General features: G+C 34.6%; 25 protein-coding genes. 15 read left to right on the top strand and 10 right to left on the bottom strand.

Annotated elements, in window-relative coordinates; all coding sequences use genetic code 11:
* Positions 1–88 precede the first annotated feature (88 nt).
* The gene (locus ACICP9_RS06640) at positions 89–295 is read right to left on the bottom strand and encodes a hypothetical protein (protein ID WP_395497746.1); all 207 of its coding nucleotides are present in this window, start codon (positions 293–295) and stop codon (positions 89–91) included.
* A 513-nt stretch (positions 296–808) separates the two neighbouring features.
* On the opposite strand from ACICP9_RS06640, the gene ACICP9_RS06635 reads away from it, so the two are divergent.
* The 7 genes from ACICP9_RS06635 (at position 809) to murA (ending at position 5,997) form a co-directional block, all read left to right on the top strand.
* Positions 809–1,495, top strand: a complete 687-nt coding sequence (locus ACICP9_RS06635) for a thiol:disulfide interchange protein DsbA/DsbL (RefSeq protein WP_395497744.1) — start codon at positions 809–811, stop codon at positions 1,493–1,495.
* Between the two features lies 1 nt (position 1,496).
* A complete protein-coding gene (locus ACICP9_RS06630) occupies positions 1,497–2,288 on the top strand; it encodes an ATP-binding cassette domain-containing protein (RefSeq protein ID WP_395497742.1) in 792 nt (263 codons plus the stop codon).
* 4 nt (positions 2,289–2,292) lie between these two features.
* Positions 2,293–3,081 (top strand): lipid asymmetry maintenance ABC transporter permease subunit MlaE, encoded by a 789-nt coding sequence (mlaE, locus tag ACICP9_RS06625; RefSeq protein ID WP_143750438.1) that lies wholly within the window; start codon positions 2,293–2,295, stop codon positions 3,079–3,081.
* Entirely contained in the window at positions 3,082–3,552 is a 471-nt protein-coding gene (mlaD, locus tag ACICP9_RS06620) for an outer membrane lipid asymmetry maintenance protein MlaD (protein WP_395497740.1), read from the top strand. It begins immediately after the preceding gene.
* Positions 3,549–4,151, top strand: coding sequence for a phospholipid-binding protein MlaC (locus ACICP9_RS06615; RefSeq protein WP_395497738.1), 603 nt, complete (start codon positions 3,549–3,551; stop codon positions 4,149–4,151). Before mlaD ends, ACICP9_RS06615 begins: the two co-directional genes overlap by 4 nt.
* Before the next feature lie 5 nt (positions 4,152–4,156).
* On the top strand, positions 4,157–4,468 hold the full coding sequence (locus ACICP9_RS06610; RefSeq protein ID WP_071662880.1) for a lipid asymmetry maintenance protein MlaB: 312 nt from the start codon (positions 4,157–4,159) through the stop codon (positions 4,466–4,468).
* Between the two features lie 251 nt (positions 4,469–4,719).
* Positions 4,720–5,997 (top strand): UDP-N-acetylglucosamine 1-carboxyvinyltransferase, encoded by a 1,278-nt coding sequence (gene murA / locus ACICP9_RS06605; RefSeq protein WP_071663036.1) that lies wholly within the window; start codon positions 4,720–4,722, stop codon positions 5,995–5,997.
* 185 nt (positions 5,998–6,182) lie between these two features.
* Here the strand turns inward: murA and ACICP9_RS06600 are convergent, their stop codons facing one another.
* Positions 6,183–6,914 carry a CADD family putative folate metabolism protein gene (locus tag ACICP9_RS06600; RefSeq protein ID WP_395497736.1) on the bottom strand — a complete coding sequence of 244 codons (732 nt, stop codon included), beginning with the start codon at positions 6,912–6,914 and terminating at the stop codon, positions 6,183–6,185.
* 438 nt (positions 6,915–7,352) lie between these two features.
* Positions 7,353–7,994 carry a bifunctional 4-hydroxy-2-oxoglutarate aldolase/2-dehydro-3-deoxy-phosphogluconate aldolase gene (gene eda, locus ACICP9_RS06595; RefSeq protein ID WP_395497734.1) on the bottom strand — a complete coding sequence of 214 codons (642 nt, stop codon included), beginning with the start codon at positions 7,992–7,994 and terminating at the stop codon, positions 7,353–7,355.
* Between the two features lie 106 nt (positions 7,995–8,100).
* On the opposite strand from eda, the gene ACICP9_RS06590 reads away from it, so the two are divergent.
* From ACICP9_RS06590 to manD, 6 genes are all read left to right on the top strand, one after another.
* Positions 8,101–9,036 (top strand): sugar kinase, encoded by a 936-nt coding sequence (locus ACICP9_RS06590; RefSeq protein ID WP_395497732.1) that lies wholly within the window; start codon positions 8,101–8,103, stop codon positions 9,034–9,036.
* Between the two features lie 7 nt (positions 9,037–9,043).
* Positions 9,044–10,096, top strand: a complete 1,053-nt coding sequence (locus ACICP9_RS06585; protein ID WP_395497730.1) for an aldose epimerase family protein — start codon at positions 9,044–9,046, stop codon at positions 10,094–10,096.
* Between the two features lie 5 nt (positions 10,097–10,101).
* Complete coding sequence (locus tag ACICP9_RS06580; protein WP_395497728.1) at positions 10,102–10,965, top strand: SMP-30/gluconolactonase/LRE family protein; 864 nt, start codon at positions 10,102–10,104, stop codon at positions 10,963–10,965.
* 142 nt (positions 10,966–11,107) lie between these two features.
* The gene (locus ACICP9_RS06575; RefSeq protein ID WP_395497726.1) at positions 11,108–12,535 is read left to right on the top strand and encodes a sugar porter family MFS transporter; all 1,428 of its coding nucleotides are present in this window, start codon (positions 11,108–11,110) and stop codon (positions 12,533–12,535) included.
* A gap of 25 nt (positions 12,536–12,560) precedes the next feature.
* A complete protein-coding gene (locus tag ACICP9_RS06570) occupies positions 12,561–13,349 on the top strand; it encodes an SDR family NAD(P)-dependent oxidoreductase (protein WP_395497724.1) in 789 nt (262 codons plus the stop codon).
* A 189-nt stretch (positions 13,350–13,538) separates the two neighbouring features.
* Positions 13,539–14,744: a D-mannonate dehydratase ManD gene (gene manD, locus ACICP9_RS06565; protein WP_395497722.1), complete on the top strand. Its 1,206-nt coding sequence runs from the start codon at positions 13,539–13,541 to the stop codon at positions 14,742–14,744.
* 184 nt (positions 14,745–14,928) lie between these two features.
* Here the strand turns inward: manD and htpG are convergent, their stop codons facing one another.
* The 5 genes from htpG to ACICP9_RS06540 form a co-directional block, all read right to left on the bottom strand.
* A complete protein-coding gene (htpG, locus tag ACICP9_RS06560; protein ID WP_395497720.1) occupies positions 14,929–16,863 on the bottom strand; it encodes a molecular chaperone HtpG in 1,935 nt (644 codons plus the stop codon).
* Positions 16,864–17,006: 143 nt separating this feature from the next.
* Positions 17,007–17,546: a hypothetical protein gene (locus tag ACICP9_RS06555; RefSeq protein ID WP_395497718.1), complete on the bottom strand. Its 540-nt coding sequence runs from the start codon at positions 17,544–17,546 to the stop codon at positions 17,007–17,009.
* 27 nt (positions 17,547–17,573) lie between these two features.
* Entirely contained in the window at positions 17,574–18,296 is a 723-nt protein-coding gene (locus ACICP9_RS06550) for a cupin domain-containing protein (RefSeq protein WP_395497716.1), read from the bottom strand.
* 24 nt (positions 18,297–18,320) lie between these two features.
* The gene (locus ACICP9_RS06545) at positions 18,321–19,004 is read right to left on the bottom strand and encodes a queuosine precursor transporter (protein ID WP_395497714.1); all 684 of its coding nucleotides are present in this window, start codon (positions 19,002–19,004) and stop codon (positions 18,321–18,323) included.
* A complete protein-coding gene (locus tag ACICP9_RS06540; protein ID WP_395497712.1) occupies positions 18,973–19,635 on the bottom strand; it encodes a helix-turn-helix domain-containing protein in 663 nt (220 codons plus the stop codon). The genes ACICP9_RS06545 and ACICP9_RS06540 overlap by 32 nt, the downstream gene beginning before the upstream one ends.
* Before the next feature lie 275 nt (positions 19,636–19,910).
* On the opposite strand from ACICP9_RS06540, the gene ACICP9_RS06535 reads away from it, so the two are divergent.
* Entirely contained in the window at positions 19,911–20,297 is a 387-nt protein-coding gene (locus ACICP9_RS06535; protein ID WP_395497710.1) for a response regulator, read from the top strand.
* 141 nt (positions 20,298–20,438) lie between these two features.
* Here the strand turns inward: ACICP9_RS06535 and ACICP9_RS06530 are convergent, their stop codons facing one another.
* Both ACICP9_RS06530 and ACICP9_RS06525 read right to left on the bottom strand, forming a co-directional pair.
* A complete protein-coding gene (locus ACICP9_RS06530; RefSeq protein WP_395497708.1) occupies positions 20,439–20,609 on the bottom strand; it encodes a hypothetical protein in 171 nt (56 codons plus the stop codon).
* Between the two features lie 266 nt (positions 20,610–20,875).
* Positions 20,876–22,087 carry an amino acid permease gene (locus ACICP9_RS06525; RefSeq protein ID WP_395497706.1) on the bottom strand — a complete coding sequence of 404 codons (1,212 nt, stop codon included), beginning with the start codon at positions 22,085–22,087 and terminating at the stop codon, positions 20,876–20,878.
* A gap of 463 nt (positions 22,088–22,550) precedes the next feature.
* Here ACICP9_RS06525 and ACICP9_RS06520 point away from each other — a divergent pair, with 463 nt between their 5' ends.
* A complete protein-coding gene (locus tag ACICP9_RS06520) occupies positions 22,551–22,940 on the top strand; it encodes a HesB/IscA family protein (protein ID WP_395497704.1) in 390 nt (129 codons plus the stop codon).
* Positions 22,941–22,953: the final 13 nt, after the last annotated feature.

Genomic DNA, 22,953 nt, shown 5'->3' with positions numbered 1-22,953 from the left:
AATTTCTAGTTATTAAAAGTTATGCGATATCTCTAAAAAGTTAGTATTTTTAATTAACTAGAAATAAAAACCTATTTTTTATCGAAATTTAGACTTTATGATTTTCTGAACCTACTATATAGCCTATTAAAGCGGCATCTTCTTGTGAAAATCCACTCATTAGTGTGGGTGCAGTAAAAATTTGATTAGCTGAACGAATAAAATATAAGCCTTGGTCTAGAATATTGACCAAAATGGTATTGTCTCGATATTGGGCAATTATTTGATAACGTATTTGTTCGGATATATTCCACATAGTGTATCTCCATAAAAAAATAGTTAAATAAGAACTATTAATATTTTTTAAATCCTTATCGTATTCTATGAAGAAAATATTTGTCTCTTTGATTATCAGATTTTTAGATTCAACTTAAATATCTAAAAATGACAAAATACTATCTCTTTAAAACTATACTATGCGTTTATCAACTAATTCAATGTGCAAAAAACTTTAAATGTAATTAGGAAAACCACGTTTTTTACCTACTTGGTAAATCGAAAAGTGTCGTTAACCCTCAAAATAGATTTTTTCTTTAAGTCATAGTATTTCTCACTTAACGTTTTTTGATAAGCTGTGTTATGCTTGGCCATTTTTATAGATGCTACAAAACCTATTAGATTAGTTTAATTGTATATTGGTGGTCCTTAAGAAAAAAGATTTTGCCTGCTATATCTATAATCTATAAGAGGCCATTGACTGGAATAAGCCAAACTAATAGTTTTGACAGAGTTTTACTTGTTTTTTTGTATTTTATTGAAAGAGGGCTGTATGCTTACATTGAGATTACGTAGCCTATTGTTTTTAGCATTGTCAATTATTTTAACCTCTTGTGGGAAAATGAATAATAGTTCTAAAACACCCCCGCCGATGAGTTTTAAAGCGGGAAAGGATTATGAAGTCATTTCTACATCGGAGATTATTCCTAAATTAACTCCAAAGACACAAGTGCGAGTGGTTGAATTTTTTAGTTATGCTTGTTCTGCTTGCTATCATTTTGAGCCAACATTGGACAAATGGCTTGCAAAGAAACCAGAATATGTAAAATTTGAGCGGGTACCGATAGTATTTCAGCCTAGTTGGCGCAGTTTAGCTCGAGCCTATTATATTGCAAAAATGTTGGGAGTCGAAAAAAAATTGACGCCGGCTATATTTAAAGCTATCCATGTTGAAGGACAAGATTTATCAAATCCTAAACTTCAAGAAGAGTTCTTTATAAAGCACGGCGTTAAGCAACATGAGTTTGAAAGTATTGCGAGTTTTTCCCCAGGTATTGATGCGCAATTGTTGAGAAGTGATACCTTAATGCAAGAGGACAAAATTCTTGCAGCGCCTACATTAGTTATTGATAATCGGTATAAAGTTGATCCCAGCATGACCGGGATAGCTGGAGACCCTACGCGTTTTGTGCAGGTTACTGATTATTTGATAGAAAAAGTGAGAAAAGGGGACGAGTAACTTGAGTGATTTCGTCAATATCCAAAACTTATATTTTAATCGGAATGGACGTACTGTTTTTTCAGGTATCGAACTGAATATTCCTCGAGGTAAAATAACGGCCATTATGGGTCCTAGTGGTTGTGGAAAGACGACACTATTACGTTTAATAGGCGGCCAGTTAAAACCTGAGCGTGGCAATATCCAGGTTGATGGGAGGTTAATTAATAAACTACCTAGAGAACAATTATATGACTTACGTCGCAAAATGGGTATTTTGTTTCAGAGCGGGGCGTTATTTACCAATCTAAGCGTGTACGAAAATGTTGCTTTTCCTCTAAGAGAACACACCGAGCTACCTGATTTTATGATTCGTGATATTGTATTGATGAAATTACAGTCCGTTGGCTTACGGGGTGCTAAAAATCTTATGCCTAATCAGCTTTCAGGGGGGATGGCACGGCGTGTCGCTTTAGCGAGAGCGATTGCTTTAGACCCAGAACTCATTATGTATGACGAACCTTTTACGGGTCTTGATCCTATTGCTTTGGGCGTGATCGTTAAACTCATTTCTGATCTAAATGCTGCCTTAGGTATTACAACAATTTTAGTATCTCATGATGTAAAAGAAGCGCTAAGTATTGCGGATTATATTTATGTGATTGCTAGTGGAAAAGTTATTGGTCATGGTACTCCCGAAAAAGTACATGCTGATAAAGATCCAGAGGTTCAACAGTTTTTACAAGGGTTACCGGATGGCGTGGTTCCATTTCATTATCCCGCTATCGACTATACCCAAGATTTGCTGCATTAATGCTATGTTAATATTAGAAAAGTTACAATTATTGGGTCAGTTTGGTCTACGTCTATTAATGAGTTTTGGCCGTTCGGGACTATTTTTAGTACATTTATTAATTCGTAAGCCACGTTTTAAAAAAAGTTTTCCTTTATTAATCGAACAACTATATTTTATTGGCGTATTATCCTTAGTCATTATTATCTTGTCAGGATTATTTATAGGCTTGGTAGTGGGATTGCAAGGCTATAATACTTTAAATAAATTTGGTGCAAGTCAACAATTAGGTCAATTAGTGGCTTTAAGTGTGGTGCGGGAATTAGGGCCAGTGGTAACGGCATTATTATTTGCAGGAAGAGCCGGTTCAGCATTGACCGCCGAGATTGGTTTAATGAAATCGACAGAACAACTTACAAGCATGGAAATGATGGGAGTCGATCCACTATGGCGCGTTATTTCACCTCGTTTTTGGGGTGGTTTCATCAGTATGCCCATATTAATGATCATTTTTAGTGCGGTTGCAGTTTGGGGTGGATATTTAGTGGGTGTTGTTTGGTTAGGTGTTGATAGTGGAATGTTCTGGAGCGCTATGCAATCGGCTGTTCATTTTCATGATGATATAGTGAATGGAATTATAAAAAGTATCGTTTTTGGCGGCGTTGTTACATGGATAGCTGTGTTTCAAGGATATGATACGGTTCCTACTGCTGAAGGAATTGGACGAGCGACAACGCGTACCGTTGTTTATTCTTCCCTGGCTGTACTAGGCTTGGATTTTGTATTAACTGCAGTGATGATGGGAGGTTGGTAAGTGCGCGAGAGAATAATAGAAATTTGGGTTGGTTTTTTTATGTTATTTGGAATACTTGCTTTATTAGTTTTGGCTTTTAAGGTAAGTGGGTTAAGTAGCTCTATTGGTAGAGACGGTTATAATATAACAGCGGCTTTTGACAATGTAGGTGGATTGAAAATACGTTCGCCAGTGTCTTTAGCAGGTGTGCACATTGGAGAAGTAAGTGCAATAAAGCTCGATAATGTTCAATTTAAAGCTATTGTGACGATGAAAATTGATTCCAAATATAAACAATTGCCAGTTGATACTTACGCAAGTATTCTAACTCAAGGTTTATTAGGGGCAAACTATATTAGCCTAACACCAGGATTTTCCCATACATTTTTGAATAATAACGGTATCGTACAAGATACGCATCCCGCATTAATTTTAGAAGATCTTATCGGCCAATTAATATTTAGCTTAAAGAATTCAGGGGGTAAGAAGTGAAAAAGATAATATTCGTATTTTTTGGGTTATTAATTTGTACAATGGCATGGGCTATTTCTTCGCCTGTAGACTTACTACAAAGTACTTCTAATCAATTAATTTCAGCTCTGCAACGAAATCAAGCGACACTTAAAACAAAACCTCAGATTGTTTACGGAATAGTTAATCAAATTTTGCTGCCGCATGTCGATGTCATGAGTATGTCAAGTAAAGCTTTAGGTCGTGAAGCTTGGTTACGTGCTATGCCGATGCAAAGACAAGCTTTTGCGCAACAATTTGTTACTTTGCTTATACGTACTTATTCGAGTGCTCTGGCCCAATACACCAATGAAAGAGTAAATTTTTTACCACTAAGGGGAGATTATAATAGCGAATCTCGTGTACAGGTTAATAGCGTGATTGTTCGCGAAACAGGCCCTTCGATTAACCTTAGTTATCGACTGATGAGAGTGAATGGACAATGGATGCTTTATGATTTTAGTGTAGGTGGAGTGAGTATTATAGAAAGCTTCCGTTCTCAATTTGCGCAAGAGTTGCAAAATAACGGTATTGATGGCCTGATTAATAAACTTGCTCAACATAATAATCAAAATTACTAATACAAATGAAAAAGCCATCTTTGCAATTTAAGAAAGATCATTATGTATTAACGGGCGCATTAAATATCCATACGGTACCTGGCATATGGCAGTTCAGCCAGAATACCTTAAAAAAAGATAAAGCCTTGTTACTGACTTTTAATTTAGAACAGGTTACTCAAAGTGATAGTAGTGGAGTGGCATTATTGATCACTTGGACCCGAATGCTAAAACAACGGGATCAAAAAATTCGTTTTGTGGCTTTACCTACACAAATGCTTGCCATTATTAGAGTATCTAATTTGGAAAAAATATTGCCCATAAACCGCTCGTTATGATGTTCAAGCCTAAAGTAAATAAATAAAAATGTTCGTCACCAAGATAAATTTCGTGCTTAAGACTATCAATTGGTCTTTTGAGCAAGGCGCTGAAAAAATGAAGCAGTTTAGAAAATATATATGAGGATTGCGGGGCTGCAACACAAAAAAATCAACTGCGAAGAGTATCTTGGAAATCCTGCAGTAAAAAGTAAGTATTTAAAGAATCACTGGGCATCGTAAGATATAAAAATAGAGTAGAGAGATAAATGGTGGATAAACTAATTATTAGAGGTGGCATCCCATTACAAGGCGAAGTTCGAATTTCTGGTGCAAAGAATGCAACCTTACCTATTTTAGCAGCTTGCCTATTATCAGAGGAGCCCATTACTTTATTTAATGTTCCTCACTTACAAGATGTTACTACCATGGTAGAGCTTTTAAGTGGCATGGGGGCACAATTTACCATAGGCGAACGCATGAGCTTAGAGGTGCGTTCACGTGATCTAATTGATTCCTACGCCCCTTATTCATTAGTACGTAAAATGCGTGCTTCTATTTTAGTTCTTGGCGCATTACTTGCTCGTTGTGGTGAAGCGATAGTCTCACTTCCTGGTGGTTGTGCAATTGGTACACGCCCAGTCAATTTGCACATACAAGGACTTGAAGCCATGGGCGCTAAAATTGAAATAGAAAATGGTTATATCAAAGCTAAAACTAAAGAACGTTTGCAGGGCGCATTGATTGAATTAGATACTATCACGGTCACTGGGACTGAAAATTTAATGATGGCCGCGACGCTGGCCAAAGGTAAAACAGTTATAAAAAATGCCGCGCGTGAACCTGAAGTGGTTGATTTAGCTAATTTTTTAAATAGTATTGGTGCGAATATTAGTGATGCAGGAACAGATACGATTACCATCGAAGGTGTTGAACAACTAACAGGCGGTTATTATCGAATTTTGCCGGATCGAATAGAAGCGGCGACGTATTTAATTGCGGTTGCTTGCACACGAGGTTTTATTCGCTTAAAAGATATTCAGGCAAACACTTTAGATGCCGTTATTTATACGTTGCGTCAAGCAGGTGCAGAAATTGCTATTGGCGATCATTGGATCGAACTGGATATGCGGAATAAACGTGCCAAAGCCGTTAATGTGAGTACTGCGCCCTATCCTGCTTTTCCGACCGATGCACAAGCACAAATTATGGCACTTAATATTACTGCGGAAGGAACTGGAATTATTACCGAAACAGTGTTTGAGAATCGTTTTATGCATGTCCAAGAAATGCGCCGAATGGGAGCTGATATTACTTTAAAAGGTAATGTTGCTATTTGTAAAGGAGTCAATAAGTTAATGGGTGCAGAAGTTATGGCCACCGATTTACGAGCTTCGGCGAGTTTAGTACTGGCAGGCTTAACTGCTGAAGGTGAAACAACTGTGAATAGAATTTATCATATCGATCGTGGCTATGAATGCATTGAAGAGAAACTATCACAGTTAGGCGGAAAAATTCGCCGTGTGTCTGTTTCAGATGGGTTTAATTGAGGATTAGAAGTTTATCAATTCAAGCTACTCTTAAGCATTTGAATTTTTGTCCGCTGCCGATCCACTCGGAATTCTTATGTATATTAATACATTTCCGTTGCTTTACTGAACACCTTATCAAAAATCCAATTGGTGCGAGTATAAAAACCAATAAACTTTCTAATTAAACCTTGTATGGTCGATAATTAAACGACTGTCGCTTCACAAACATTAGTCATCGTTCGTGCTTGTATGCCGCTTAGCATATTCCAAATAGATTTGGCTATTTTTTTTGCAGCTTTTTCTGCGGATATTTTTTCTTCCATAGGTAAATTTTTTATTAGTGTTTTAGTTGCCTCGGCATGTTCTACATCGGCTTCAAGATGTACTAAAAAAAATTTCAAAGTAGCTTCATCGACAATACCATAAAATTGTTTCAACCCAGTGATTTTACTGGCAGCTGTTTGTGGAATTTGACGTTCATAAGCATACAAAGCCCCTAAGCCTTCTGCATACGATGAGCGTGATAAAGTCAGAAATTCATCAATAAATTGTTTGGTTTCTGGAAAAAGTGCACTGTTAGCCACTGCAGCTTCTGATAAACCCAACCCTTTGGTAAATTGTAACCATAAGACCGGATGACTATCGAGGCCATTCATCCCTTCTTCGTCGTTTAGATTGCCTAATAAAACTTTTCGTGCCTCAGAATGCTGGCAATTGCTATGAGTGGCACTAATATATCGCGGAAAAGCATCTACATGGTGATAATATTGACAAGCATAATCACGAAGATTATCTATTGACAATTTCCCAGCAGACCAAGCTTGATAAAAAGGGTGTTTCAATAAATGATTTTCATTTAATTGTCTATCAAGTTGCTGCATATAATTACTCTGCAAAATATCATTAAGCGTATTATCCACGGTTTGCATAGTCATAGTGCCTTTCTCCTTATTTGGTTTAGAGTGAAACATTATACCGAATTTAGTCCCAGATCTAAAACCAAGAGTATGTCTTAAATATTACCAACTTTTAAGTGCTTATTGTTTTAAAGATTTACTTAATAGATTGTAATATTAAAAAACGCAAATTTTATTTAAAAACAATAAGATTTGATTTATTTTTGAATATAAAATTTACATAACGTAAAGAAGAAGCGTAAGCTTTTTCCATTATGGCTGCTTGCTATCTGCGTCTGAATCGGATTAATCATCAGTTTTGCCTCGATAATACCCAAATGCTAATGAGTAGCTGAATAAACTGGTCCTGGGCTCTTTCTGGATGTTATTGCCGAGTTTAAATCGGTTGAATATTTTCGTAAGATTAGCTTATCCATAAGAAAAAACTACGAAAAGTTGAGTAGACTTTGCGGATTATCAATAGCCTTGGGTCTTGTTTTTTATAATTTTCTGAACTTGATAGGCGTTAGTTGAGATTTCATTAAATGCACCTTTGGCAATAAGTTTACGGGGGGCTATCCAGGTTCCCCCCACACAAGCGACATACGCTAAATTTAGATAATTAAAAAAATTATCAGCATGCAGGCCGCCTGTAGGACAAAAATGTAAAGGTAAAATTTCAGCGATTGCTCGTAGTGTTTTAATGCCGCCCATGCTTTCAGCAGGGTAAAATTTAAGAGTTTTTAATTTGAGTTGATGAGCAAACAATGCCTCACTAACCGTAGCAATACCTGGCATATAAGGAATATTATTCTTTTCAGCTTCAAGCACTAAAGTTTTATTTAAACCCGGGCTAACGGCGAATTTTGCCCCCGCGGATTTTATCTGAGAAAATTGCCTAGGCTCAACAATAGTGCCTGCCCCGACTATAGCTTCTGGAAATGCTGTATTTATTTTCTCGATAGCCGCTAAGGCACAAGCAGTGCGTAAGGTGATCTCTAAAACCTTAAATCCAGATTTCAGGAGTATTTCAGCTAAAGGGATTGCATGTTCTACGTTATCGATTACAATAATCGGTATAATGCGACTCTGGCCTAGAATATCAATTAAAGTAAGCATCAATGTCCTATAAATTTATAGGACATAATACCTTCGTCTTTTTTGCTAAGCAAATATTAACAAAGCTACACTATAATAAAAAAACCCAATTTAAATAAAGCCGCTTATGTCTAAAATTAAGCATATTGGTGTGATCGGTGAAGCAATGTTGGAATTATCACACCAAACGTCGACTTCATTGTCTCTTTCATTTGCAGGAGACACATTAAATTTTGCGATTTATTTACGCCGATTATTGAGAAACCAAGCTTTTGATATTCATTATGTAACCGCCCTAGGTCACGATGCCTATAGCGATCAAATGTTATCCGATTGGCAAACTGAGGGTCTTAAAACCGATTTAATTCGTCGCATAGAGAATAAATTGCCTGGTCTTTACTTAATTCGTACCGATAGTAAAGGAGAAAGAACATTCTATTTTTATCGATCTAACTCTGCAGCGCGAGATTTATTTAAAGGTGATAATCAAATTGATTTATCTAAGCAATTGATAGGAATGGATTATTTATATTTTTCAGGAATTAGCTTGGCCATACTTGATGAAGCGAGTCGAGGATATTTAGAGAGTATTTTACAAAAAGCTAAGCAAAAAGGCTCAAAAATTATTTTTGACATAAATTATCGCCCTTCTTTATGGATTAATTCGGACTCTGCAAGAAAAACCATACAACCTTTTTTAAAATATGTTGATATTGCTTTACCTACTTTTATAGATGATCAATTAGTATTTGGTGATGCAACACCAGAAGCTTGTGTCCAACGATTACTCGAAAATGGAGTCACTGAAATAGTAGTTAAATGTGGTGCCGAACCCGCTTTAGTCGCTACGGTTAATTATCAACAACGAGTTCCAACCTGTTTGGTTGATAAGGTTATTGATACTACTGCAGCTGGGGATTCGTTTAATGGTGCTTATTTAGCGGCGCGACTATTAGGGTTTGATCCCATAAAGGCTAGCTTATATGGCCATGAGTTAGCTGCAAAGGTTATAACGCAAGCAGGCGCTATTATTCCTCGAATCATAATGCCAAATTTATTTTGAGAATAATATGCAGAAAATTGTTTGTCAGTCGTCTGCATTTGGAAAATTGCCTGATGGACAACTTATAACTCAATATACATTGCGTAATCCAAGTGGAATGTCTATTAGTATTATAAATTATGGTGCCACATTAACCTCAGTACAAGTTCCCAATTCACAAGGTAATATGCAGGAACTTACTTTAGGATTTGATCATCTTGATGCTTATTTAGCACATGAATTTTATTTCGGAGCCACTATAGGACGGGTCGCCAATCGTATTGCTAGCGCACATTTTAATTATCAAAAAAAAGATTATTTTTTAAGTAAAAATAAAAATTTTGCTCATCATTTACATGGTGGAGAAAAAGGTTTAGATAAAGTGGTTTGGCAATGTGAAGTTGCAATTCAGGAAAATCAAGCAAGTGTCAATTTTTTTTATATGAGCCCTGATGGAGATCAAGGGTATCCTGGAAGCCTTGATATAAAAATCACCTATACCTTAACTCTAGACAACGAATTAAAGATTTCCTTTCAAGCAGAAACGGATCAAGCCACACCAGTTGATTTGACTAACCATGCTTATTGGAATTTGGCAGGAGCAGGATGTGGAACCATATTGGATCACGTATTGCAAATTTTTTCCGATCGTTATGTTGTCACGGATAAAGATTTGCTACCAACCGGCCAAATAGCAGATGTGAAAGGAACCCCATTTGATTTTCGTAAACCTCATTCGATTGGTGAACACATAAAAGATATGACTATAAAAGGTTATGATCTTTGTTATCTATTACCTCCTATAATAAACTATCAGCCTCAGTTCATTGCGAAAATTAAAGAACCTATAAGTGGGCGCATATTAGAAGTGTATACTACACAACCAGGTTTACAATTCTATATAGGTAATAGTTTGAGAGATTATCCGATTGGTGCAGGCTTACGAACACAACGTTATGGTGCTTTTTGTATGGAAACACAAAATCTTCCTGGTGCTGTTAATTATCCCAAATTTCCATCGCCTTTTTTATTGCCGGGCGATCGTTATCAACATGAAAGCATCTATCGATTAATTTGGTAACAAGTATGAAACTTAATGTGGTATGTCAACAAATTATGGTATTAGGAGAAGGGCCACTTTGGCACCCTATTGAAAAGTGTTTATATTGGGTAGACATCATAGCTGCAACTTTATATCGCTTAAATAATGATAACAGCATTGATAAATTTACTATGCCTAGTGAAATAGGCTCAATCGCTTGGTGTGCTAAAGGAAATTTAATTGCCGCATTAAGGGATCGTTTTGTGACTATTGATACCATTACGGGTATGGCAAAAAACATTGCTTTACCACTACAAGGAATAAAAAATGTCATGTTTAATGATGGTAAATGTGATAGACAAGGACGATTTTGGGTAGGGACAAAAGATATCGCAGAACAAGAGCCTATTGGTGCATTATATTGTTTGAATAAAGGCAATGTCACAGAAATGCTTAATGGTTTTACCGTAAGTAATGGTATTGCTTGGAATTTAGACAATAGCTTAATGTATATTTGCGACTCCCCTGCTCGTCAGATTTATCAGTATGAATTTGATCCTATTCATGGGAGTTTGGGGCAAATGGAAATATTTGCACAAGTTCCCAAAGAAGAAGGTTTTCCTGATGGGCTTACCGTCGATAGTCAAGGTTATCTTTGGAGTTGTCATTGGGATGGTTGGCAAATTACTCGCTATACTCCAACCGGTGAAATAGATAGTATTATTCCTATGCCAATACCCAGACCTACGAGTTGTTGTTTTGGGGGCCCAGAGTTAACAACTTTGTATGTTACATCGGCTTCAATAGATTTAAACGCAGCACAGCTCACTGACGCTCCTCAATCAGGAATGCTTTTTGCCATAGAAACGGATATTAAGGGATTACCTGAACCTTCTTATTTAGCCTAATGAAAAGCCTATAATTGAAAAATATTGGTCGTAAGTACTGACAATTTTTCAAATAAGTGGTTAGTTTTTTTAGGCTTTACCTTGCTTTTAGTTTTGATAGAGGTAAAGTAATTATTAAATACCATAAAAGAGATTATTTTTTATGATAAAAGTATCAAACCCTAATTGGTTGATTTATACCATTTCTGGATTTGCGGCTTTAGCAGGGTTGTTGTTTGGTTATGATACTGGAATTATTTCTGGCGCTATTTTATTTATTAAAAAAGACTTTATACTAACTAATTTTCAAGTTGAAATGGTGGTTAGTGCCGTTTTATTTGGTGCTTTAATAGGTTCTGGTGTAAGTGGCAGAGTAAGTGATTTATTTGGCCGACGTAAAGTACTGGTTTTTACCGCACTCACTTTTATTATAGGCTCTTTAGCTACGGCATTTTCACCTAATTTAATTTTCTTAATTACAGGTCGAATAATATTAGGTATAGCTATAGGTATAGGTTCTTTTACAGCACCCCTTTATCTCGCTGAGATTGCTCCAAAACGAATTCGCGGGATGTTAGTTTCTTTGAATCAGCTAGCCATCACCATAGGGATTGTTTTTTCTTATTTAATTAATTATTATTTTTCTGACACTGGACAATGGCCTTGGATGCTAGGTTTAGGCGTTGTTCCAGCGGTTATTTTATTGTTAGGGACTATTTATTTGCCGGAAAGCCCTCGGTGGGTAATTTTAAAAGGTTGGGATCAGAAAGCCCGTACAATTTTACAGCGTATACGCCATGGTGAAAATATCAATAAAGAATTTGATGAAATCCGTCAAACAGTAGAAATTGAAAAGGGAACACATCGTCAATTATTGGCAAAATGGTTGCGCCCTATTCTCTTTATTAGTCTAGGCTTAAGTTTTTTCCAGCAAGTTACGGGGATAAATGCCATTATTTATTACGCGCCGACTATTTTACAGATAGCTGGGTTTAAATATGCAAGCAATGCTATTTTAGCAACCCTAGGTATTGGAATAATGAATGTATTATTTACTATTATTGCTTTGCCGCTTATAGATCGATGGGGCCGCCGTCCTTTGTTACTTTATGGTCTTTTAGGTATGTTTACTAGTTTAGTTATTTTGGGAACAGCTTTTTACTTTCCTGTATTTACGTCGTTACGTTGGATAGCTGTAGCGAGTATGGTTATTTATATTGCTAGTTTTGCAATGAGTTTAGGTCCTATTATGTGGTTAATTATTTCAGAAATTTTTCCATTAAATATTCGTGGTGTAGGCGCTAGCTTAGCCATTTCTGCGAGTTGGGGTTTTAATATGCTGGTATCATTGACATTTTTGACCTTAATTCAGTTTATAGGCACTAGTCACACATTTTGGTTATATTCATTTCTGTGCGTGTTGGGTTGGATTTTTGTTTACTTGGTTGTTCCAGAAACAAAAAATTGTTCTTTAGAACAAATTGAAAATAATTTGCGTTTGGGTCGGCCTAGCCGTGAACTCGGTATGACACCCCGTGTATCTAGTGTATTTTCAATACTAAAAAGGCCTTTTGTTTTTTTCTTTAATTAAAATAAAGTATAGGCAGAAAATTTAAATGATGTTAAAAGATAAAGTTATTCTGATTACCGGATCCACTAATGGTATTGGCGCTGCAATCGCTCGGCGTTGTGTTGCGGAGGGTGCTAAAGTCATGATCCATGGCCGTAAAGAAGATTGTGCTAAAAAATTAATTCAAGAATTAGGTGAAGTTAGTAGTTATTTATTGGCTGATTTAATGGATGAAAAATCCTATGTGTATTTAATAAAAGAAACAGAAAAAAAATTTGGCCGCTTAGATGGTCTTGTTAATAATGCAGGTATTTATCCACGCAACAATATTGACTCAGCCAGTTTGGAAGCTTGCGAAACGATTATGCGAGTTAATTTCTATGCCCCTTTATTATTATGCAAAGCGGCAGTAGAAATTTTTCGAAAGCAGAAAGTAGGTGGAACTATTGTTAATATAGGCTCTATGAATGCTTACACAGGCCAGCCTGATCTTTTGATTTACTCTGCTTCTAAAGGAGCACTGATGACGTTCACACGTAATTTAGCAGATAGCTTAGGTCCAGAATTGATTCGAGTTAACCAATTAAATGTTGGATGGACACCTACGGAGAATGAGGTTTGTTTAAAAATGTCAGAAGGCCTTCCAAAAAATTGGCAAGAAAGAATACCCAAAATGTATGCGCCTAGCGGTCGTTTATTATCACCAGAGAATGTGGCAGCCCATGTAGTATTTTGGCTTGCTGATCAATCGGCACCCGTTAGTGGTGCTGTGTATGAAGTCGAACAGTATCCAATCATTGGGCGTAACCGTTTGAATGATCTAGTCATTCAATAATTTTTAAATTTGAACTACTGACATAATTTTAAAGAAATATATAGTCACAGCAATAAGATTTTTGGCAAGGTGCTACGAGAATGAAGCAACCGGAGTGTATTAAGATACATGAGGATTGTGAATTGAGCGATAACACAGACAAAAATTCATGCGAAGAATATAAAACTAGATCTCGTCGAGGTTCCCGATATGAAAATCCAAGATGCTAAGGTATTTGTGACTTGTCCCGGCCGTAATTTTGTGACACTAAAAATAATCACTGACGAGGGTTTATATGGTTTAGGTGATGCCACCTTAAATGGGCGAGAATTGGCTGTTAAAGCTTATTTAGAAGATCTTATCCCTTGTTTGATTGGTCGAGATCCTGCACAAATTGAAGATATTTGGCAATTTTTTTATCGCGGTGCTTATTGGCGTCGTGGGCCTGTGACTATGGCAGCTATCGCTGCGATTGATATGGCTTTATGGGATATCAAAGGAAAGGTTTTAAATACACCGGTTTATAATTTATTGGGTGGAAAAAGCCGTCAAGGGGTGATGGTCTACGGTCATGCAAATGGCAAAGATATTTCCGATACTATCAATCAAGTTGGAAAATATATTGACCTAGGTTATTTAGCGATACGGGCACAGACTGGTGTGCCAGGCTTACCTAATAGCTACGGTGTTTCTAAAGATAAAATGTATTATGAACCTGCCACTAAAGGTTTACCGCAAGAGTGTGTTTGGTCTACTGAAAAATATCTTAATTATATTCCTAAATTATTTAAAGAATTGCGTAAAACCTATGGCGACAATCCTCATTTTCTGCATGATGCTCACCATCGTTTGACACCTATCGAAGCGGCTCGTTTAGGAAAAGAATTAGAGGCCTATCATTTATTTTGGCTAGAAGATACAGTGCCTGCAGAGTTACAAGAAGGTTTTCGAATTATACGTCAACATACAACGACTCCTCTCGCGGTGGGAGAAGTTTTTAACACGATATGGGATACACATATTTTATTTACCGAGCAGCTGATTGATTATATTCGCATGTCCGTTGTGCATGGTGGAGGAATATCACACATGAAAAAAATTGCAGCGATGGCTGAAGTTTATCATGTGAAAACAGGATGTCATGGCCCAACCGACGTATCTCCTATCACAATGGCGGCGGCTTTGCATTTTGGCATTTCTATTAATAATTTCGGGATACAGGAATATATGCAGCATACCGATAAGACTAATGACGTATTTCCACATCATTATAGCTTTTCTAAGGGTTATTTATACCCTAGTACTCAGCCAGGTTTAGGCGTAAATTTTAATGAGAAATTGGCGGAAAAATATCCTTATGAACGCGCTTATCTTCCCATTAATAGAAAATTAGATGGTACTTTATTTAATTGGTAAGGCATATTCTTCACACTTGAATTGTTGTCTGTGTTACCGATCAACTCGCAATCCTCATGTATCTTGAATACATCCCAGTTATTCTATGATAATTTAGCAAAAAGTCTATAGATAGCTGAATAAACAATTTTGATGTGTATAAGTCTCATATCTCGAAGAGACTTATACACCAAAGATAAGGTTATTATTTACTTGCTGCTAATAGGTTAGTTAATGTTCTTACAAATCCAGCAGGATCATCCAGTTGTTCTCCCTCAGCAAGTATGGATTGCCCTAAGAGTAAGTGTGACCATTCTACTAAGCGAGTATCATCTTGTTCATCTTTCAAATCTTGTATAAATTTATGTTTGGTATTTAGTTCAAGTATCGGCTTACTTTCTGGTATTTTTTGCCCAGTAGCTTCTAGCATACGTTTTAGTTGACTATTTAAGGCATTTTGTTCTTTTACAATACAGGCAGGAGAACTGGTCAAGCGTTGCGAAATACGAACTTCTTTAACTTTATCCTTAAGTATTTCATGGATCTGTTTTAATAAAGATCCAAATTCATCCTCGTATTGTTTTTGTAATGCTTTACTTCTTACTTCAGCTATCTCTGATATATCTGAATCTTTAGCTACCGATTGTAAAGTTTTGCCATCAAATTCAGTTAAATGGGCAACTAACCATTCATCGATACGATCATGAAGAAGCAATACTTCAATTTCTTTCTCACGAAAAATTTCTAAATTAGGGCTATGACTAGCGGCTGAAAAGTTTTCTGCGGTGATATAGTAAATTTTATCTTGCTCTGGCTTCATGCGAGCTATATAGTCTTCAAAACTAATGGTTTGCTCGCTTTTATTTAAATGGGTAGAGCTAAATCTTAAAAGTTTAGCAAGCAAATCGCGATTTGCAAAATCTTCAGCAAAACCTTCTTTTAAAATATTGCCAAACTCCTTCCAAAATTGTAAATATTTATCAGTTTGCTCTTTAGAAAGGTAACTTAATGTTTCTAATATGCGTTTAGTTATAGCCGAACGTAGGTTATCAATTTGCTTATTATTCTGTAAAACTTCTCGAGAAATATTTAGCGGGAGATCATTGCTATCTACAATTCCTTTTACAAAACGTAAATAACGCGGTAAAAATTGCTCAGCATCATCCATAATGAACACACGTTTAACATATAGTTTTAAACCGCGTGGTTTTTCGTGATTCCAAAAATCAAAGGGCCCAGCCTGCAAGGGGATATACAGTAAAGTAGTATATTCTTGAGTCCCTTCTATTTTATTATGAATCCAAGTAAATGGATCATTTTGGTCATGCGTGAGATGTGTGTAAAATTTCTTATATTTCTCATCATTAATCTGATCTTTAGATAATGTCCATAGTGCTGTGGCATTATTTACCGTCTCCCAAGTAGAACCTGTTTCTTTTTCAACAATTTTGTTTTCCGTCGTATCGGAAGAGATTTCGTTTGTAATGTTCTTTTTCATACTAATAGGTAAAGTAATATGATCAGAATATTTAGTAATAATGCCTCGTAAACGCCAGTCTTCTAAAAATTCTTCTTCATCTTTCTTTAAATACAAAATGATCTCGGTCCCTCGTTCAGGCTTGGTTATATTTTCTATAGTATATCCGTCTTTAGATTCTCGGTTATACTCCCAACAGACACCTTTTTCTGGTGATTCATTTGCCGCGCGAGTTTTTACAGTTACTTTGTTGGCGACCATGAAGGCAGCATAAAATCCAACACCAAATTGACCAATAAGTTGAGTGTCTTTGCAAATATCTCCGGTCAAAGAATCTAAGAATTCTTTGGTGCCTGATTTTGCGATGGTGCCAAGATTTGAAATAACTTCATCCAAAGTCATACCTATTCCATTATCAATTAATCTAATAGTACGGTTTTCTTTATCAATGACTAAAGCAATTTTGGGTTCAGCATCTTCTTCATAAATTTGAGGATTTGATAAGGCTTTAAAACGCAATTTCTCTATGGCATCGTGAGCATTGGAGATTAGTTCACGTAAAAAAATTTCTTTGTTTTTATAAATTTTATCAATCATTAAGTCTAATAATTGTGCGCTTTCCGTTTTAAAGCCAAATGTTTGTTTTTCAACAGTCGTCGTCATAAATCTAATACCTCTTAGGATAGTCAATAGGTCAATATGAACAACATGAGGGCAGAATTTTCAATTTCAAGTAGAAATTTTATTAAAAATAAGGATTTTTTATGCTTGTGTTTTAGAGGTATATTCTATTTTTCCGAATATTTTTAAAGACGAGATAAATAAAGTAATTCTCTAAGTATGGTTTCTGAACCTACGGTATAGCCCAAATCATACGTTTCTTGTGGCGTAAGTTTTTCTAAAATTAAAGGATTATTTGCAATGTCTAGCGCTATTAATTTTTTCTGAGTGATCTTATTTGCACGAGTGATTTCTAAGGTAAAAATGGCTTGTTGAAGAATATGATTATAATCTTTAGCAATTAGTTTGTAATAAGCTTGACAAGGAAAAAGAATAATATTCTCTTTCTTGCATAGAAATTTTTTATTCGAGGCGTTTAGAATTTTTAATAAATCTATAGGCGATAATGACTTTAATAATTTTTTATCATTAGTAATTTCTACAGTATAAAGTTTAGAAATTATATTTTTTCCGACTAATTGTAATGTGAATATCGTTTCGCCATTTTTGGTACAAACTTCCTCATCAATAATACGTAATGAAAAAGGATGAGCATTAGCTTTTTGTAAGGATTTATATTTTGCTTTAATTGTTAAAATATAATTTTCTACGTATTTAAAATTCAATCTATATCTCCAAGCATTTTAGTCTAATTACCGATTAGTTTGTGATGGGTTAATTAAAGGAGTTTGTTCTTCATTTTTTTTTACACCAATACAGCAGGTAAAAATTTTAAATATTGATTGAAAAATATTTTTGTTAGTAGTCGAGATTTTCGGAGTAAGTTCTTGAATAGTTTGATTTTCTTCGGGATAAGTTTTAAGAAGTGTATAAATTTCTTCTTTAGATGGGTTACAATAATGTTTTGGAACGAAACCAGGTTTGCATAAACAGGTTACTAATGCATAATCATTGTCATCTCTTAGATTAGTTATTTTAGCCCCAAATAATGTATTTTTATCAATTGTGTGAAGAGGATTCTTTTCACTTAAATTGATTTTCTCTAGCCCCTGTGCTTTAAAAATAAAAATAGAAATCTCTTTGCCATCAAGCCAATGCCATGTTTCAGTAGTATCTAGACTATGTAAGCATGATACTTGCTTTCCTTTTAAGAGATAAAATATTTCAGTTTGACTTTCCCGTTCATTCTTAACAATTGTATTTACAAATTCTTTAAAATAACCATCTTCGTCAGTAATACCTTTAATAGTTTTTAGATCGAGATGCTTAATTAGCCTCTCAGCTGTTATTTCATCTAATGATTCGATATTTTTTATGATCTCTGCAAAGCAAGTTTTTTTTTCAGGTACTGAATTCACCTCTGATTCGAGATTTTGTCTCAGCCTGTCTAAAAAAGCTGTTTTATTTGTGGGCATTTGTCTTTCCTATTTGAAAAAAATCTATCTAAAAGGGTTAAAATCAGTTTCAGTATCATAGACATCGAGTTGCTCTTCCATTTTTAAGAACCCGGTAATTAGTGAAGCCGGCCATACACCTAGCAAAGAATATAATATTTCGATTGAATAAACGGATAAAATCATATATCCCAATTGTGAAAAATATATATGACCACTAAATCCAAATAATATAGTGATGAAAACTAAAATAAAACCACCAATAGCAGATGATCCTAAACTGCGTAGCCAAAAGTGTCTACCTTTCATTAATATTTTCCATTTTGAAATTATATAGATATTGATAAAACTGCTACTTATAACCGCCAATATACCTGCTAAAACAAACCTTAATATAGGATCTATTACTTGATTATAAGAAGGTTGATCGTGCCAAAAATTGGGTGAAGGTAAATGAATAATTAATTTTATTGCAATCGAAAAAAATAATTCACAGATTAACGTAACCCATATAATTTGTTTAGCCGCATTATAACCATAAACTTCTGCTACTATATCTCCAATAATATAAGTTAAAGGAAAAATCAGCGGTGCGCCAGGCACTAATGCCGGACCAAGAAATACTAATTTATAGGCTACAACGTCAGCTGCTAAACTAATCGTAATGTTTATCATCCCTAATATAAGGATATATTGATTAATATTTTTGGGCGCTGTTGCCTTTTTCATCCTCGAAATTAACATAAAATTTACTTTTTTTATAATTCATTCTTATTTGTATAACTACACCTAAAATTTTGTAGCACTTCGAAAATTTAATAATTTCAGATTTAGCATTTAAATTTTTCAAATAGATTTTATTTTCATAAATAATTTTTTGTATAAGCTGTGGTTTACGCATGCCTTTTTTATGTACAATTATAAAATCTCGATTGCGACCTCTTAAACTAGGATCAATGACTAATAAAGATCCAGCCAAAAAATTAGTGGTATTATTATCTTTTATTACTAAAGCAAAACTGTTTTCACTTAAACTTATATCGCTTATTAATAATGATGAAAAGGCTAGGTGATATCTATTTTTAGGGGTATTAATGATATCTTTCCAGTGTATCAAAGGGATCTGCAGGCCATTTTTATTGAGTAAAATTTCCCTTCCCGTTAACTGATCGAGTGATACTGAGAAATAGTTCGCAATGGGAGCCAAGGATGCTAGTGTAGGATTATTTTCTTTGTTTAGTATTAATCGCTTTAGCGTAGAAAGAGGAATACCAGTATGCTTATGGAGTTGATTAATATTTATCCCCCACTTTTTTATTAGATATTCTAAAGTATTATTTAGCGTGTGCTTAAAGGGCAATTGAAATAAACCTCTGCAAAGTCTCTTTTCTTAATTTAATTAAGCGGTAGCATTATTTCTATTTATAAAAACAACACAGAGCAAAAAAATTAAATAAGATCTTTGTTAAATTATTTTTTTAAAACCTAAAAAATTATGCCAGTAATCTAACTTTAAATCAAACTGCTTGACGACTTACATTTTTATACTGTTGCATCATAGTCCATTTATGGACTATGATTTAATTTAAATTTTTTAACAAGGAGAAAACAAAAAGTGGATAAAAAAAAAGAATTTTGCTAGTTGAAGATCAGCTGATTATTCAACGCGTGCATAGTATTTTTTTGAAAAAAATGGGCTATCAGGTTGATATTGCCGAAAATGGAAAACAAACATTAAAAATGTGTTTAGATAGTACTTATCATCTTATAATTCTCGATGCCGGGTTACCTGATATGCAAGGTGTTGAAGTAGGAAAAAGAATTCGTATACTAGAAAAAAATAATAAAACAAACCGAAAACCGATAGTATTATTAAGTGCATATCCTGCTAATGACTTGAAAAAATGGTGCCAAGAAGCCGAAATTGATAGTTTTTCAACTAAACCTATTCCATATAAAGATTTGTATATTATGCTGAAAAATATTTTTAATCGGAAAGCAGTTAATAATGAAATTATTTAATAACTAATTTTAATTAATTTATATATTAAATGAAAAACCCCTGAAAACTATTGAAGAATCTCCAGAGGGTTTTTGGTATTTTGATAAATTTTTTTATGTTTAAAACTGTGAATATAGTAAGCAGAGCAATGAGCTTAAATTTTATTTTAAATCAGCTAGATTAGCGAAATTTGCTGAAAAAGTAAGAGGGGGTTCTTTTTCCTCCTTTTTTTCAGATGAAGGCTCATGATTAATTACGCAAGCCAATATCCAAGCTATACCTAATTCCAGTCCTGCTAATACGACTCCGACTAATACACCATCTATTATCATATTTGTCCCCCATTCAATTGTTGAAATTTCTTAGTTAATTTAGGAAAATCTTAGTTATTTTTTCTACTATAAAGAATTAAAAAACTTTAAAAATCATTATTTTTTGAAAATAAAAATCTAATTTCTATTGATTGATTCCCTATTAATATTGGACTTTTACTTGGAAAAGGGGTAGCGGGCCGAGATGAAAGGGTTGTAAGTGGTTGGATAAGAAAGATGCAATTCAATGCCTATAGCAATTAGCTTATGTATTTGTAAGCTAAATCTTAGGTTAATGCTATTTGAACTCCATTACTAATGAATAAAACACCCGCAATACCAAGTCCTAATAATAAGGGTCTTCCTCCTTTTACTCTAAACCCTTTAGCCAAAGGATTTTTTCTATATCGTCCACGCCAAACCATTAGAGAAGGGAGCAAAATAAAAAGTATTGCACAATAAATTCCGGCATAACTTAATGCGCCAATAAAGGCACCTGGATAAAATAATACTACTGTCAGAGGAGGTAGAAAGGTAGCTAAATAAACAATAAGCCCACCTTTTCCTCGTTTCGTAGTCCGTAGACCATCTGCTAAAAAATCAGATAAGCTTAGTCCACTAGCAAGAAATGAAGTTGCTAAACAAATAGAAGTAAAAATTCGTGCCATAAAAGTAATAAGGGGATTGTTTAACTTATTACTTAATTGCATAACAAATTCACTGGTTGAATGTTTGGAATGTAACATATTAATTAATCCATAATTTCCTTCTCGAGGGAGTACCCCCATAATACATAAATTCCAAAATAGATAACAAAATAATGGGATTAAACTACCTATTAAAATAGCTTTTCGTAATTTGGGAATATCATCTTTAAAATAAGTTCGTAAACTTGGTATGATGTTGGCAAAAGTAAATGAGGTTATCATCACTGTTGCTCCGCTTGTTAAGTAGAGTATATTTCCATCTTTTAATTTAGTGTCGGAGACAGATGGAATAATAAATAAAATAAGTAAAACATAAATGCTAAGTTTACTAAACATTAGACCACGATTTACGTAATCAACATAATGAATGCCTTGGTAAACTATATAACTTAAAATAGCTATGAATAGAAGAATAGATGCCCAGCTAGGTATTTTAACACCTAAATTAAGCAATAAGCCGCTGAGAAAATCTCCACCGCCAGCCATATAGGCAGCAAGAACAGAATAAAATAATAAAAGATAACTTATCCATGCGATAGATTCACCCCAGCGACCTAATAAAATTCGTGACATGGAAATAATATTAGTATTGGCAGGAAGCCATAGATTAACTTCAAGGACCAAAAAAGCGCTGACGGTCATGATGAACCAGCATAGAAATAAAAGAATCAAGGAGTTTGTAAATCCAGCTTCAGCGGTTGCAATAGGTAGTGCTAACATTCCTCCTCCTATTGCTGTGCCCACTATAAGTAGAATCCCCCCAAGAAGCTTAGTATCTAATTTATTAAACATAAAGAGTTAAAAATGCAAATTAAATATATTGTAATAGCTAAAGTTAACCGTACAACAAACACTTTTACGACACAAGTAAAAAGTTCTCCGTTGTAAATTAGGCTCCAGTTTTTAATTAATTCATTTTAGAAAATCATGGTGATGAAGTTTTAATTTGGATAGCTTTTTGATCTAGAGGAAAAGTCTTTAATGCTTAAATATCCTTTAGTACTTGAACGATTTATAACCGCCATTTTTTGACTGGATACACAGAATGTAAGCTAATGAGAAAGGTATTTTTATCTGTAAAATTAAACAAATATACTTAGGCTGAAATGGAAAGCTTTATAATTTTGATTAAAAAAAGCCCTTTTTGCTTATTTTGTAGGTAAAATAACTACAAAAATGAGGTATATTACTATAATGTAAAAGGTCTTTGACCACTACTTTGTTACCTAACTTATTAAGTGGTAATATGGAATTTATGACACAAGTTAATGTTCCTATCTACGACCCTGCTAAAAGTACAAAAAAGGGCAGTCATCTTTACTTAACCCCTTCAGCGATTAAACATGTTAAAAAGATTCTTGCTAATCATTTAGGTGAAAAATGTTTCCGCTTAAGTGTTAAGCGTTCCGGTTGTTCGGGTTTTACTTATGTAGTGGATTATGTAGATAGCTTCCATTCTGAAGATTTACAATTTTCTATTGATAGTGATTTAGTTGTTTTTGTTGAGCGTGCTAGTTTTCCTATGCTTAAGGGGATGTGTATTGATTATATACAAAATGGACTTAATGGGGCGCTGAAATTCATTAATCCAAATCAAACGGCCGCCTGTGGATGTGGCGAAAGTTTTAGTATAGAGGAAAAATAGAGGATTAGTTTCC

It is taken from the genome of Rickettsiella endosymbiont of Litargus connexus (assembly GCF_964277335.1).
Classification (GTDB): domain Bacteria; phylum Pseudomonadota; class Gammaproteobacteria; order Diplorickettsiales; family Diplorickettsiaceae; genus Aquirickettsiella; species Aquirickettsiella isopodorum.
Note: the sequence above shows the minus strand (reverse complement) of the source record. Positions and strands in the feature narration are given on the sequence as shown.

Bases quoted from the DNA above. Each gene is read 5' to 3' on its own strand.
- ACICP9_RS06640 (WP_395497746.1), bottom strand. From the start codon at position 295: ATGTGGAATATATCCGAACAAATACGTTATCAAATAATTGCCCAATAT.
- ACICP9_RS06635 (WP_395497744.1), top strand. From the start codon at position 809: ATGCTTACATTGAGATTACGTAGCCTATTGTTTTTAGCATTGTCAATT.
- mlaE (WP_143750438.1), top strand. From the start codon at position 2,293: ATGTTAATATTAGAAAAGTTACAATTATTGGGTCAGTTTGGTCTACGT.
- ACICP9_RS06610 (WP_071662880.1), top strand. From the start codon at position 4,157: ATGAAAAAGCCATCTTTGCAATTTAAGAAAGATCATTATGTATTAACG.
- ACICP9_RS06600 (WP_395497736.1), bottom strand. From the start codon at position 6,914: ATGACTATGCAAACCGTGGATAATACGCTTAATGATATTTTGCAGAGT.
- eda (WP_395497734.1), bottom strand. From the start codon at position 7,994: ATGCTTACTTTAATTGATATTCTAGGCCAGAGTCGCATTATACCGATT.
- ACICP9_RS06590 (WP_395497732.1), top strand. From the start codon at position 8,101: ATGTCTAAAATTAAGCATATTGGTGTGATCGGTGAAGCAATGTTGGAA.
- ACICP9_RS06585 (WP_395497730.1), top strand. From the start codon at position 9,044: ATGCAGAAAATTGTTTGTCAGTCGTCTGCATTTGGAAAATTGCCTGAT.
- ACICP9_RS06580 (WP_395497728.1), top strand. From the start codon at position 10,102: ATGAAACTTAATGTGGTATGTCAACAAATTATGGTATTAGGAGAAGGG.
- ACICP9_RS06575 (WP_395497726.1), top strand. From the start codon at position 11,108: ATGATAAAAGTATCAAACCCTAATTGGTTGATTTATACCATTTCTGGA.
- ACICP9_RS06570 (WP_395497724.1), top strand. From the start codon at position 12,561: ATGATGTTAAAAGATAAAGTTATTCTGATTACCGGATCCACTAATGGT.
- manD (WP_395497722.1), top strand. From the start codon at position 13,539: ATGAAAATCCAAGATGCTAAGGTATTTGTGACTTGTCCCGGCCGTAAT.
- htpG (WP_395497720.1), bottom strand. From the start codon at position 16,863: ATGACGACGACTGTTGAAAAACAAACATTTGGCTTTAAAACGGAAAGC.
- ACICP9_RS06550 (WP_395497716.1), bottom strand. From the start codon at position 18,296: ATGCCCACAAATAAAACAGCTTTTTTAGACAGGCTGAGACAAAATCTC.
- ACICP9_RS06545 (WP_395497714.1), bottom strand. From the start codon at position 19,004: ATGAAAAAGGCAACAGCGCCCAAAAATATTAATCAATATATCCTTATA.
- ACICP9_RS06530 (WP_395497708.1), bottom strand. From the start codon at position 20,609: ATGATAATAGATGGTGTATTAGTCGGAGTCGTATTAGCAGGACTGGAA.
- ACICP9_RS06525 (WP_395497706.1), bottom strand. From the start codon at position 22,087: ATGTTTAATAAATTAGATACTAAGCTTCTTGGGGGGATTCTACTTATA.
- ACICP9_RS06520 (WP_395497704.1), top strand. From the start codon at position 22,551: ATGACACAAGTTAATGTTCCTATCTACGACCCTGCTAAAAGTACAAAA.